The following is a 12,719-nucleotide window of genomic DNA, read 5'->3' as shown; positions in this document are numbered from 1 at the left end:
CTGGCCGGTATCCGCTCACTGCCGGGGCGGCAGCTTCGGACGGCGCCGGTCCGGTACGTCCGTGTAGCCGGGCGGCATCGCGGCTGGGTCCTGTTCGAGCAGCTCCAGCGCCAGGTGCACGGCGTCGTCCATCTGGGCGTGCCGGCCCTCCGCCCAGTCGAGCGGGGTGCGCAGGATCTCGAAGTCCGGTTCCACGCCGTGGTTCTCCACCGACCAGCCGTACTCCGGGAACCAGGCCGCGTTCATCGGCACCGTGATCACCGTGCCGTCGCCGAGGGTGTGCCGGCCGGTCATGCCGACCACCCCGCCCCAGGTGCGCTGGCCCACCACCGGCCCCAGGCCCAGCAGTTTGAAGGCCGCCGTGATCATGTCGCCGTCCGAGGAGGTCGCCTCGTCGGCCAGCGCCACGATCGGGCCGCGGGGCGCGTTGGAGGCGTAGCTGACGGGCTGGGCGTCGCGCGTCAGGTCCCAGCCGAGGATGGAGCGGGTGAGCTTCTCCACCACCAGCTCGCTGATGTGGCCGCCAGCGTTGCCGCGTACGTCCACGATCAGCGCGGGCCGGGACATCTCCATGCGCAGGTCGCGGTTGAACTGCGCCCAGCCCGAGCCGCCCATGTCGGGGATGTGGAGGTAGCCGCACCGGCCGCCGCTGAGCTCGCGGACCACCTGGCGCCGCTTGGACACCCAGTCCTGGTAGCGCAGCGGCCGTTCGTCGATGAGCGGGACGACGGCGACCCGGCGGGAGCGGGCCGAGCCCTCCTCCGGCCGGAAGGTCAGCTCGACGGTGGTGCCGCCCGCTCCCGCCAGCAGCGGGTAGGGGCCGGCGACCGGGTCCACGGGCCGGCCGTCCACGTGGGTGAGCACCGCGCCCTCCCGGATGCCGGTGCCGGCGAGCGGGGAGCGGGCCTTGGAGTCGGAGGACTCGCCGGGCAGGATCTTGCTCACCACCCATGTCCCGTCCCGGGGGACCAGGTTGGCGCCGAGCAGGCCGATGGCCCGCTGGTAGTGCGGGGGGCCCTCGTTGCGGCGGGCGGGGGAGACGTAGGCGTGCGAGGTGCCGAGCTCGCCGAGGACCTCGCGCAGCAGGTCGGCGAACTCGTCGGGGGAGGCGACCCGTTCGACCAGCGGGCGGTACTGGCGCAGTACGCCGTCCCAGTCGATGCCGCACATGTTCGGCTCCCAGAAGTACGCGCGGATGATCCGCCCGGCTTCCTCGAAGGCCTGGCGCCACTCGGCCGCCGGGTCCACCTCGTGCAGGATGCGCCGCAGGTCCAGGTAGACCGTCGAGTCGCCGTCGCCCGACTCGGTGGCGGGGACCGCGCGCAGGTCCCCGTCGTCGTTGATCACGAGGCGGGTGCCGTCGCCGCTGACCGCGAACCAGTCCAGCCCCGAGGCCAGTTCGCTCTTGCGGGCCTTGGTCAGGTCGAAGTGCTCCAGCGTGGGCTTGCCGCTGATGTCGTTGGGGTTGGCGAAGGTCTCGCCGAGCGCGCCCGAGATCGGCCAGCGCAGCCAGACCAGCCCGCCGCCGTGCACCGGGTACAGGGCCGAGTACTTGGACGCGCTCACCGGGAACGGGGTGACGCGGCTCTCCAGCCCCTCCACCTCCACGGTCACGGCGCCGCCCTCGCCCGAGTTCTCCGATTCGCCCTCGCCCGGGTCCAGTCCGCCCGCCGCGGGCCTGCCCTCGGCCGAGAGCGCGAAGGGGGAGGGGGTCGCGGAGGACAGCGGCACCAGGTACGGGCGGCAGCCGAGCGGGAAGGACAGGTCGCCGGTGTGCACGTCGTAGACCGGGTCGAAACCGCGCCAGGACAGGAAGGCCAGGTAGCGCCCGTCCCGGGTGAAGACCGGATTCTCGTCGGCGAAGCGGCCGTTGGTGACGTCGACGACGGTACGCGCGCCGGGGCCGGAGATGCGGGCCATCTTGATCTGCCGCAGCGAGCGCCCGATGCCCGGGTGCGACCAGGTCAGCCAGTCCCCGTCGGGGGAGAAGGCCAGGTCGGTGACGGGGCCGTTGATGGACCGGATCAGCTCGGTGACCTCGCCGTCGGACTCCTCCGCCGCGTCGACGAGCAGCAGCCGGCCGTCGTTCGAGGCGACGGCGAGGCGCTCCCCGTCGGGGTCGGCGAGCAGTTCGGTCACGCGTCCCAGTGCGCCCGAGGCCAGCCGGCGCGGCTCCCGGTCCCCCGAGGCCCGGGGCAGGTAGGCGATCTCGATCGCGTCCTCGCCCTCGGCGTCGGTGACGTAGGCGACCTGCCCGCCGCTGCCGAGCATCTCCGGCAGCCGCACCCGTACGCCCGGTGTGTCGGCGATGGTCCGGGCCGGTCCGTCGCGGTGGGTCAGCCAGTACAGGCTGCCGCGCACCACGACCGCGCTGGCCCGCCCGGTGGCGTCCACCGAGAGGGAGTCGACGTGGCTGGCGGCCGGTACCTGGTAGGTGCGCCGGCCCGCGCGCGGGCCGCCGAGGCGGACCCGGAGCTTGCGCGGGGCGGCGTCGGGGGCGAGGGAGTCGACGAGCCAGAGGTCCCCGGCGCACTGGTAGACGACCCGGGAGCCGTCGCTGGAGGCGTGCCGGGCGTAGAACTCGTCGTGGTCGGTGTGGCGGCGCAGGTCGGTGCCGTCGGGCAGGCAGGAGTAGAGGTTGCCGATGCCCTCGTGGTCGGAGAGGAAGGCGATCCGGCCGCCCACGAACATCGCCGCGTCCAGGTGCCCTTCGAGGCCCTCCAGGAGCTGGCGCCCGTGCAGCCAGAGCCGACCCATGGCGCCGCCCCGGTAGCGCTTCCAGGCGGCGGGCTCGTGCGGCGGTTTGCCGGTGAGGAGCAGGCTGCGGTGCTCGCCGTCGATGTCGGCGACCTGGATGTCGGAGACGGGGCCCCAGGGCAGGCGCCCGCCGGGGCTGCCGTCGGTGGGCAGTTTGTAGGCCCAGGAGAAGTAGGAGAACGGCTGTTCGTGCGAGGAGACGGCGAGGACGTTGCCGTCGGGGTCCCAGCCGCAGACCCGGGTGTCGGTGGCACCCCAGTGCGTCAGCTGCCGGGCGGGCCCGCCGTCGACGGGCGCCAGGTGGATCTCGGGGTCGAGGCTGCGCCAGGTGGTGAAGGCGATGTGCCGGCCGTCGGGGGAGAAGCGGGGGTGGCCGACCCGGGTCCGGTCGACGGTGACCCGCCAGGCGCGTCCTGGGGTGTGGCCGTCGGGGACCAGCGGGGCGACCCAGAGGTCGTCCTCGGTGGCGAAGCACAGGAGGTCGTCGTGCAGGTGCGGGAACCGGAGGTACGCGACGTCGTGACTCACCCCCCAATGCTTTCCGCGCGGAGGGGGTGCGGCAACTCGTACTGGTGATCCACGCCACCCCATCGATCGAAACGGAACGGTTTCGTTTCGCTCGCGGGAGGGGTATCGTCTTCAGCGTACGGAGCAGTTTCGTTCGGATGGAGGCACGGAGATGACCGAGGCGATGGCGGCCCGGCGCAGCCGGATCACCCCCGAACGGCAGGCCGAACTGCACGAGGCGGTCCTCGACCTCCTGCGTGACGTCGGCTACGAGGCGCTGACCATGGACGCGGTCGCCGCCCGTACGAAGTCCAGCAAGGCCACCCTCTACCGCCAGTGGGGGAGCAAGCCGGAGCTGGTCGCCAAGGCCCTGCGATGCACGCAGCCCGTCTCGCTGCGCGAGATCGACACGGGCAGCCTGCGCGGGGACTTCGCGCTCATGGTGGAGCACTCGGACGACGCGCAGATGGCCAAGGACACCGCGCTGATGCGGGGTCTGGCCCATGCCGTCCACGAGAGCCCGGAGCTCCACAAGGCGCTGCGGGACCTGTTGGTCGACCCGGAGATCACCGGGCTGCAGGTGATGCTGCAGCGCGCGGTGGACCGGGGCGAGATCGCCCCGGGGTGCCCGGCCCTGGGCTTCGTACCGCACATGCTCATCGGGGCGTTCATCGCGCTCCCGCTGATCGAGGACCGACCGGTGGACCGGGCGTTCCTCGGTGACTTCATCGACGCCGTGGTCTTCCCCGCCCTCGGCGTCTGAACCTCCCCGTCCCCGGCACCCCGTGCCGCCCTGCTGCTCCTGACACGCCGCTCTCGTCGTCGGGCCGGCTCCCCACGCCCTGATCCCTGCGGATCCATCCCACGACCTGAACGGGAGAACCACCGACGTGGCCACCTTCCTCTACCGACTCGGCCGGGGCGCCTTCAGGCGCCGCGGGCTCGTCGCCCTCCTCTGGGTGGCGCTGCTGTTCGCCGCCGGTTTCGGCGCCGCCTCCGCGGCCGCCCCGACCTCCGGATCGTTCTCGATACCCGGTACGGAGGCCCAGCGGGCCTTCGACCTGCTGGACAAGAAGTTCCCGGGCATGGCCGCCGACGGCGCCACCGCGCGCATCGTCGTCAAGGCCCCCGAGGGTGCGAAGGTCACCGACCCCGGCCCCAAGGCCGAGGTCGAGAAGATCGTCAATGACCTGAAGACCGGTCCGGGCGCGGAGCAGATCGCCTCCGTGGTCAACCCGTACGAGGTGCAGGCGGTCAGCCAGGACGGCTCCACCACCTACATCAGCGCCAAGTACACCGTCAGCGGCATGGAGCTGAAGGACGCCACCCGTGACGCGCTGAAGGAGTCCGGCGACGGCGCCAAGGCGGCGGGCCTGAATGTCCAGATCGGCGGTGACGCGCTGATGGTGGCCCCCGAGACCGGTTCCGGCGAGATCATCGGCATCCTCGTCGCCGCGATCGTCCTCGTGATCACCTTCGGCTCGCTGGTCGCGGCGGGTCTGCCGCTGCTGACGGCGATCATCGGTGTCGGCATCGGCGTCTCCTCCATCACCGCGCTCGCCAACGTGCTGGACCTCGGCAACACCACCGCCACCCTCGCCACGATGATCGGCCTCGCGGTCGGTATCGACTACGCCCTCTTCATCGTCTCCCGCTACCGCGCGGAGCTCGCCGAGGGCCGCGACCGCGACGAGGCCGCCGGCCGGGCCACCGGAACCGCCGGATCCGCCGTCGTCTTCGCCGGTCTGACCGTCGTCATCGCCCTCGTGGGCCTGGCCGTCGTCAACATCCCGATGCTGACCAAGATGGGCGTGGCGGCCGCGGGCACCGTGGTCATCGCCGTGCTCGTCGCACTCACCCTGGTCCCGGCCATCCTCGGCTTCGCGGGCAGGAAGGTCCTGCCCGCGGGCGAGAAGAGCAGGCTGTTCGGCAAGGGCAAGCCGGCCGGCGCCGAGAAGAAGGCCAACGGCGGCACCCGCTGGGCCCGCTTCGTCCTGCGCCGTCCCGTCATGGTGCTGCTGGCCGGTGTGATCGGCCTCGGCGTCGTCGCCGTCCCGGCGAGCAAGCTGGAGATGGGCCTGCCGGACGACGGCGCCCAGCCGGTCTCCACCACCCAGCGTCAGGCGTACGACCTGCTGTCCGAGGGCTTCGGCCCGGGCTTCAACGGCCCGCTGATGGTGGTCGTCGACGGGAACAAGGCCCTCGCGGACTCCACCGTCGACCGGATCAAGGGCCTGGAGGGTGTGGCCGCGGTCATGCCGCCGTCCCCCAACGAGGCCGGCGACGCCTCGGTGATCACCGTCATCCCGAAGGACCGTCCGTCCTCCACGCACACCGAGGAACTGGTCCACGAGATCCGTGACGGCAGCGGCGACGACGTCCTCGTCACCGGCGCCACCGCGATGAACATCGACTTCTCGCAGAAGATGAACGACGCGCTGCTGCCCTACCTGGCTCTCGTCGTCGGCCTCGCCTTCCTGCTGCTGATGCTCGTCTTCCGCTCGATCCTGGTCCCGCTCAAGGCGGCCCTCGGCTTCCTGCTCTCGGTCGTCGCGGCCCTCGGCGCGGTCGTCGCGGTCTTCCAGTGGGGCTGGCTCGGCTCGGTCTTCGGGGTGGAGCAGACCGGTCCGATCATGTCGATGATGCCGATCTTCATGGTCGGTGTGGTCTTCGGCCTGGCCATGGACTACGAGGTCTTCCTCGTCACCCGCATGCGGGAGGCGTACGTCCACGGCGAGCGCCCGGGCCAGGCGGTCGTGACCGGCTTCCAGTACAGCGCGCGGGTCGTCGTGGCCGCCGCCGTCATCATGATCGCCGTCTTCGCCGGCTTCCTGGGAGCCAGCGACCAGATGGTCAAGATGATCGGCTTCGGCCTGGCCGTCGCGGTCTTCTTCGACGCCTTCGTGGTCCGCATGGCCATCGTCCCGGCGGTGCTCGCCCTGCTCGGCCACAAGGCCTGGTGGCTGCCCGAGTGGCTGGACCGGATGCTGCCGAACGTGGACGTGGAGGGCGAGAGCCTGCGCAAGCACCTCGCCACCGAGTCCGCGGAGGGCGAGGGTCCGGACAAGGACCGCGAGCTGGTCAACGCCTGACCGGCAGGCGCCGCACACGGCCCGGCCCCGTACCCCCGATCATCCGGGGGTACGGGGCCGGGCCCGTTGCGTCCCGCGTTCTGCGCCGAACGGGTGGCGCCGGTCGGGTGGCGCCCCTCGCGTGGCGCCTACCGGGTGGGGGCGGAGGGGGCGGAGGCGGTGAAGGTGCGCCGGAGGAAGCGGCGCAGCGCGGCGATGTCGAACTGGACCACCGCGACGCCCTCGGGGGAGTGGAACTCGACGACCGCCTGGACGCGGCCGCAGGGCCAGACGCGTACGTCCCCGGTCCCCGTCGGCGCCTGGAGGCCGGCCTCCAGCAGGGCCCGGGGGAAGACCCACTCGTTGTCGGTGCCCTCGGGGGACAGGCCGCCGGGGAAGACGATCCGCACGGCCAGCGGCTCGGCCGGGGTGAAACGCAGGGCAACGGGGATCGCCCGGTAGAGGGGGTCGTCCGTGATCACACGGGCGCGGACCCGCTCTTCGACGGGGGCCGCGGTCGCGGTCGCTGGGAGATTCTCGGCGGTGGCTGACATCGACCAGACTCCTCGAATCGGAACGTATCCGTCCGTTTGTTCTCCAGCCTCGCACATTCCGACGAAAGTGCGCGCGGCTTTTTGTGGTGTGCTCGCTCTTGCCAACGGTTTGCAACTGGGCACTATTCTTGAACGGCTAAAGACCGTATATGAAGCGGAGTCCACTCCATGCATGTGCCCGACGGATTCATCAACGCACCCGTCTCGGTGGCCGCCGGAGTGGCGGCGGCCGCGGCGGTGGCTGTCAGCCTCCGCGGAGCCCGCCGCGAGCTCGACGAGCGGACCGCGCCGCTCGCCGGACTCGTCGCCGCCTTCATCTTCGCCGTCCAGATGCTGAACTTCCCCGTGGCCGCCGGCACCAGCGGCCACCTCATGGGCGGCGCGCTCGCCGCGATACTCGTCGGCCCCTACACCGGCGTGCTCTGCGTATCCGTCGTCCTGCTCATGCAGGGCATCCTCTTCGCCGACGGCGGCCTCACCGCCCTCGGCGTGAACATCACCGTCATGGGCGTCGTCACCGTCGTCACCGCGCACCTGGTCTTCCGCGGGCTCCTCGGCGTCCTGCCGCGCACCCGCCGCTCCGTGACCGTCGCAGGATTCGCCGCCGCCCTGCTCTCGGTGCCCGCCGCGGCCGCCGCCTTCACCGCCGTCTACGCGGTCGGCGGCACCACCGACGTGCCCCTCGGCAAGGTGCTGACCGCCATGGTCGGCGTACACGTCCTCATCGGCATCGGCGAGGCCCTCATCACCACCGCGACCGTGGGCGCCGTGATCGCCGTACGGCCCGACCTGGTGCACGGGGCCCGCGGACTGGCCGTCCCGCTGAAGCTGCGCGTCGACGGCGCACTCGTCGACGCGCCCGCCGCGGCCCCGGCCCGGGCGTCCGCCGCCGTCGGCCGCCCGACGAAGAAGGTGTGGGCGACCGGCCTGGTCACCGCGCTCGTTCTCGCCGGGTTCGTCTCCTTCTACGCCTCCGCCGACCCCGACGGCCTGGAGAAGGTCGCCGCCGACCAGGGCATCGACCAGATGGCCGAGGAGCACGCCGCCGCCGGCTCGCCGCTCGCCGACTACGGCGTCAAGGACGTCGAGGACGCCCGCCTCTCCGGCGGCCTCGCCGGGGTCATCGGCGTCGGTGTCACCGTCGTCGCCGGCACCGGCATCTTCTGGGCCGTGCGCCGCCGCACGACGGACGCGCCGGCCGCCACCGCCGCCAGCTCCACCGCCACCCCGGTCGCCTGACATGGGTGCCGGCCACGCCCACAGGCTCTACCGCCCGGGCACCTCGCCGGTCCACGCCCTGCCGCCGCACTGCAAGCTCGCCGCGACCTTCGGCTTCGTCCTGGTCGTCGTGTCCACACCGCGGGAGGCGGTGTGGGCCTTCGGCCTGTACGCCCTGCTCCTCGCCGGGGTCGCGGCCGTGGCCCGGATCCCGGCGGGCCTGGTGCTGCGCAGGCTGCTGATCGAGGTCCCGTTCGTCGCCTTCGCCGTACTGATGCCCTTCGTGGCCCAGGGCGAGCGCGTCGAGGTCCTCGGCATGTCGCTCAGCGTCTCCGGCCTGTGGGGCGCCTGGAACGTCCTCGCCAAGGGAACCCTCGGCGTGGCCGCGTCCGTCCTGCTCGCCGCGACGACCGAGCTGCGGGCCCTGCTGCTGGGCCTGCAGCGGCTCAGGCTGCCGCCCCTGCTCGTACAGATCGCCTCCTTCATGATCCGCTACGGCGACGTGATCGGCGACGAGCTGCGCCGGATGTCCGTCGCCCGCCGCTCACGCGGCTTCGAGGCGAGCGGAATCCGGCACTGGGGCGTGCTGGCGAAGACGGCGGGCGCGCTGTTCATCCGCTCCTACGAACGCGGCGAGCGGGTCTACCTGGCGATGGTCAGCCGCGGCTACACCGGGTCCATGCCGGTCATCGACGAGGCCGTCGCCACCCGAGGCCAGTGGGCCTGCGCGGCCGTGCTCCCGGTGACGGCCCTCGCCGTCTGTCTGATGGGATGGACCCTGTGACCAGTACCCCCTCGCCCGCCCCGTCGCCCGCTCTCCCACCCGCCCCCTCGCTCGAAGTCGCCGGCCTCGCGTATGCCTACCCGGACGGCCACCAGGCCCTGTTCGGCGTCGACCTGACCGTCGGGCGCGGCGAGCGCGTCGCCCTGCTGGGCCCCAACGGCGCCGGCAAGACCACCCTCGTGCTGCACCTCAACGGGATCCTCACCGGCGGGGTCGGCACGGTGGCCGTGGCCGGCCTCCCGGTGGAGAAGCGGAACCTGGCCGAGATCCGGCGCCGGGTCGGGATCGTCTTCCAGGACCCCGACGACCAGCTGTTCATGCCGACCGTGCGCGAGGACGTGGCCTTCGGACCGGCGGCGGCCGGCCTGCGGGGCGCCGAGCTGGAGGAGCGGGTCGCGGCCGCCCTGGACCAGGTCGGCATGGCAGGCTTCGCCGACCGGCCGCCGCACCACCTCTCCTTCGGGCAGCGCCGCCGGGTGGCCGTGGCGACCGTCCTGGCCATGCGGCCGGAGATCCTGGTCCTGGACGAACCCTCCTCCAACCTGGACCCGGCCTCGCGCCGCGAGCTCGCCGACATCCTGCGCTCCCTCGACGTCACCGTGCTGATGGTGACGCACGACCTGCCCTACGCCCTGGAGCTGTGCCCGCGCTCGGTGATCCTCAGCGAGGGCGTCATCGCGGCGGACGGCCGCACACAGGAACTGCTGTGCGACGAGAAGCTGATGCGGGCCCACCGGCTGGAGCTCCCCTTCGGCTTCGACCCGCGTTCGGTATCGGTGGCATAAGCACCGGTCCCCGTTTGTTGCACCGCACGTGGACATCCAGGGTGTGGTGACGGCGGGCTTCGAGCCCGTCAGGGACGCGTTCGTACGCAACTTCGAGGTGCTCGGGGACCGGGGCGCGGCCGTAGCCGTCTACCGGGACGGCCGCAAGGTCGTCGACCTGTGGGGCGGCACCAGGGACGCCGACGGCACCGCACCGTGGACCGAGGACACCGCGCAGGTCGTCCGCTCCGCCACCAAGGGCGTGGCCGCCGCCGTCCCGCTGCTCCTGCACCAGCGCGGGCTGCTCGACCTGGACGCGCCGGTCGGCGCGTACTGGCCGGAGTTCAAGGCGGGCGGCAAGGAGAAGGTCCTCGTACGGGACCTGCTCGCGCACCGCGCGGGCGTCCCGGCCCTGGACCGGGGACTGACCGCCGCCGAGGCCGCGGACGGGGTGTCCGGGCCCCGCGCGGTCGCCGCGCAGCGCCCCTTCTGGGAGCCGGGGACCGGGCACGGCTACCACGCCCAGACCTACAGCTGGCTGCTGTCCGAGCTGGTGCTCCGGGTGACCGGACGCACGCTGGGCTGCGTCCTGGCGGAGGAGATCGCCGAGCCGCTCGGCGTGGACTTCTGGATCGGCCTGCCGGACGCCGAGGCCGAGGCCGGCCGGGTGGGCCGGGTGGCCCCGGTCGAGCCGCCGGAGAGCGCCGGGATGCTGAGGACCAGGCCGCGCAGGAACGTTTCCGAGGCCTACGCCGACCCCGCGTCCCTGACCCGCCGCGCCTTCGCCGCCATCGACCCGCTGCCCGACGAGAACGCCCCCGCGTACCGGGCCGCCGAACTCCCCGCCTCGAACGGCATCGGCACGGCCCGCGCCCTGGCCCGCTTCTACGCGGCCACGATCGGGGTGGTCGAGGACGGTGCGCGGATCTTCACCCCGGCCACCACCTCGCTGGCCGCCCGGGAGCACTCCGCGGGCCCGGACCGGGTCCTGGTCGTCAACACCCGCTTCGGCGCCGGCTACATGCTGCACGGTCCGGCCTCGCCGCTGCTCTCGCCCGCCTCCTTCGGCCACCCCGGCCGCGGCGGCTCCCTGGCCTTCGCGGACCCGGAGGCCGGCATCGGCTTCGGCTACGTCACCAACGCCCTGGCCAAGTCGGTCACCGCCGACCCCCGGGCCCAGGCCCTGGTGCGGGCCCTGAAGTCGGCCCTCTGAGAGCCGGGCCGACCACTGCGGCTGCTCCGGCGGCTCCGGCCGCTCGCGTACGCCGGCCAGGGCGGTCCCGGCGGCCGCCGCGGCCGGGCGGCCGGGCGGGCGGGTCGCCTCGCGGGAGCGTGCGGGCGGGCGTCAGCCCGCGTTCAGGACCTCGGCGACGATCGGGCCGGCCGCTTCGCCGCCGTGGCCGCCGCCCTCGACCATCGCGGCCGCGGCGATGTCGCCGCTGAAACCGGTGAACCAGCTGTCCGGGCTGTCCCCGGCACCGCCGACCTCCGCCGAGCCGGTCTTGGCGCCCTTGTCCGAGCCGCGCACCGGGGCCATGGCCTCGCGTGCGGTGCCGTTGGTCGCCGTCAGCTTCATCATGGAGACGAGCTGCTGCTGTACGGAGGGCTTCATCCGGCGCTGGGCCGTGGCGATCGTCCGGCCGTCCAGCTCGGCCGAGACCAGCAGCGGCTGGCGGAACACGCCGGTGCGGGCGGTCGCGGTGATGGACGCGACGTTCAGCGGGTTCATGGTGATCCGGCCCTGCCCGATGTACGCGGCGGCCGCGGACGCGCCCGTCGCCGGCGGGACCTTGCCGTCGGTGGACCTGACGCCCGTCTTCCAGTCCAGGCCGATGCCGAAGACCTCCGTGGCCTCCTCCGGCAGCGCGGAGTCGTCGTCGACGGGCTTGATCTGCTTGATGAAGGCGGTGTTGCAGGACCGGGCGAAGGAGGTCGCGAAGTCCGTGCCGGCCGGCAGGTCGAAGTTCTTCAGGTTGTGGAAGGCGCGGCCGCCCCAGGACACCTCCTTCGGGCACTCCGCCGGCTTGCCGGCCGCCACCAGGCCACGGTCCAGCAGCATCGCGCCTGTCACGATCTTCATCGTGGAGCCCGGCGCCCGGTTGCCCTGCATGGCCGCGTTGAAGCCGTCCTTGCGGTGGTTGGCGACGGCCAGGATGTGCCCGCTGCTCGGCTTGACGGCGACCACCGACGCCTCGGGGAACTTGACGACCGCCTGCTCGGCCGCCGCCTGCACCTTCGCGTCCAGGTAGGTCTTCAGGGTGCTCGGCTCGCCCTCGACGAGCGTCAGCAGGGTCCGCTTGGGCGCCTCCTTCACGGCCGGCTCGATCCACACCTCGGCGCCGGCCTTCCCGCCCGCCTTGCTGCCGTAGTTCTGGCGCAGCTCGTCGAGGATCTGCCGCAGCGAGGGGTACTTCTCCGCCGTCAGCTCCTCGCCGTTGCGGTCCACGGCCTTCACCGGCGGGTTCGCGGGGGCGCCCGCGCGCAGCTTCTCGTCCTTCTGGAGCTGCGGGTGGATCACCGAGGGCTGCCAGTCGACGAGGGGCTTGCCGCTGGTCAGGCCGCGTACCACCGTGAGCTGGGAGTCGTAGACCAGGGGCTTGGTCGTGCCCTCGTAGGTGATCTCCGCCTCGACCTTGAAGGGAACGGTGGTGCCGTTCGCCTCGCCGGGGGTGATCACGGCCTTGGACACGTACGCCTTGGTCCGGAACTCGCCGACCGCGGTCTGCGCGGCCCCGGCGTTGTTGGTCAGGTCGGCCGCCCCCCGCTCGTCCCCGGACGCCCATGCCGCCAGGAACGCCTTGGCGGCCTGGGCCGCCTCCTTCTCGGAGACCGGGCCGCTGCCCTTGGCGGACTGGACGGAGGTGTCCGATTCCGATCCGTTGCCGCTGTCGCCGACCAGGGCGTACACCCCGTACCCGGTCGCGCCGACCATCGCCAGGAACACCCCGCCGATGACGGCGCCTTTCGCTGCCCCGTTCACTTTTCGTCCTCCCCCATGGCCACGACTCTCTGAACGCGTTCAAAGAGTCCTTGGCTTTGACCTTACTCTGCGGAGTCGGCCGGT

General features: G+C 72.7%; 9 protein-coding genes. 6 read left to right on the top strand and 3 right to left on the bottom strand.

Translation table 11 applies throughout. The features are described 5' to 3' along the window. Positions 1–15: 15 nt before the first annotated feature. Positions 16–3,285: a S41 family peptidase gene (locus tag NRK68_RS13995; protein WP_183069107.1), complete on the bottom strand. Its 3,270-nt coding sequence runs from the start codon at positions 3,283–3,285 to the stop codon at positions 16–18. 151 nt (positions 3,286–3,436) lie between these two features. On the opposite strand from NRK68_RS13995, the gene NRK68_RS13990 reads away from it, so the two are divergent. Continuing rightward, positions 3,437–4,027: a TetR/AcrR family transcriptional regulator gene (locus NRK68_RS13990; protein WP_030027812.1), complete on the top strand. Its 591-nt coding sequence runs from the start codon at positions 3,437–3,439 to the stop codon at positions 4,025–4,027. 127 nt (positions 4,028–4,154) lie between these two features. Next, positions 4,155–6,356 carry an MMPL family transporter gene (locus NRK68_RS13985; RefSeq protein WP_183069108.1) on the top strand — a complete coding sequence of 734 codons (2,202 nt, stop codon included), beginning with the start codon at positions 4,155–4,157 and terminating at the stop codon, positions 6,354–6,356. A 128-nt stretch (positions 6,357–6,484) separates the two neighbouring features. Here the strand turns inward: NRK68_RS13985 and NRK68_RS13980 are convergent, their stop codons facing one another. After that, positions 6,485–6,889: an SsgA family sporulation/cell division regulator gene (locus NRK68_RS13980; RefSeq protein WP_183069109.1), complete on the bottom strand. Its 405-nt coding sequence runs from the start codon at positions 6,887–6,889 to the stop codon at positions 6,485–6,487. 168 nt (positions 6,890–7,057) lie between these two features. Between NRK68_RS13980 and NRK68_RS13975 the strand changes: the two genes are divergently transcribed. Genes NRK68_RS13975 through NRK68_RS13960 form a run of 4 tightly spaced genes read left to right on the top strand, consistent with a single transcriptional unit; the run spans position 7,058 to position 10,868 of the window. Beyond that, positions 7,058–8,128: an energy-coupling factor ABC transporter permease gene (locus NRK68_RS13975; RefSeq protein ID WP_183069110.1), complete on the top strand. Its 1,071-nt coding sequence runs from the start codon at positions 7,058–7,060 to the stop codon at positions 8,126–8,128. A gap of 1 nt (position 8,129) precedes the next feature. Next, a complete protein-coding gene (gene cbiQ / locus NRK68_RS13970) occupies positions 8,130–8,891 on the top strand; it encodes a cobalt ECF transporter T component CbiQ (protein ID WP_183069111.1) in 762 nt (253 codons plus the stop codon). Then, positions 8,879–9,676, top strand: coding sequence for an energy-coupling factor ABC transporter ATP-binding protein (locus tag NRK68_RS13965; RefSeq protein ID WP_257855900.1), 798 nt, complete (start codon positions 8,879–8,881; stop codon positions 9,674–9,676). The genes cbiQ and NRK68_RS13965 overlap by 13 nt, the downstream gene beginning before the upstream one ends. Before the next feature lie 28 nt (positions 9,677–9,704). Next, positions 9,705–10,868: a serine hydrolase domain-containing protein gene (locus NRK68_RS13960; protein ID WP_183069113.1), complete on the top strand. Its 1,164-nt coding sequence runs from the start codon at positions 9,705–9,707 to the stop codon at positions 10,866–10,868. 132 nt (positions 10,869–11,000) lie between these two features. On the opposite strand, the gene NRK68_RS13955 is transcribed toward NRK68_RS13960, so the two are convergent. After that, the gene (locus NRK68_RS13955) at positions 11,001–12,635 is read right to left on the bottom strand and encodes a penicillin-binding transpeptidase domain-containing protein (RefSeq protein ID WP_183069114.1); all 1,635 of its coding nucleotides are present in this window, start codon (positions 12,633–12,635) and stop codon (positions 11,001–11,003) included. Positions 12,636–12,719 lie beyond the last annotated feature (84 nt).

Source organism: Streptomyces yangpuensis (assembly GCF_024666385.1).
GTDB lineage: Bacteria > Actinomycetota > Actinomycetes > Streptomycetales > Streptomycetaceae > Streptomyces > Streptomyces yangpuensis.
Note: the sequence above shows the minus strand (reverse complement) of the source record. Positions and strands in the feature narration are given on the sequence as shown.

What these genes read in the sequence shown, in the direction of transcription:
- NRK68_RS13990 (WP_030027812.1), top strand. Translation starts at nt 3,437, where the DNA reads ATGACCGAGGCGATGGCGGCCCGGCGCAGCCGGATCACCCCCGAACGG.
- NRK68_RS13980 (WP_183069109.1), bottom strand. Translation starts at nt 6,889, where the DNA reads ATGTCAGCCACCGCCGAGAATCTCCCAGCGACCGCGACCGCGGCCCCC.
- NRK68_RS13975 (WP_183069110.1), top strand. Translation starts at nt 7,058, where the DNA reads ATGCATGTGCCCGACGGATTCATCAACGCACCCGTCTCGGTGGCCGCC.
- cbiQ (WP_183069111.1), top strand. Translation starts at nt 8,130, where the DNA reads ATGGGTGCCGGCCACGCCCACAGGCTCTACCGCCCGGGCACCTCGCCG.
- NRK68_RS13965 (WP_257855900.1), top strand. Translation starts at nt 8,879, where the DNA reads ATGGACCCTGTGACCAGTACCCCCTCGCCCGCCCCGTCGCCCGCTCTC.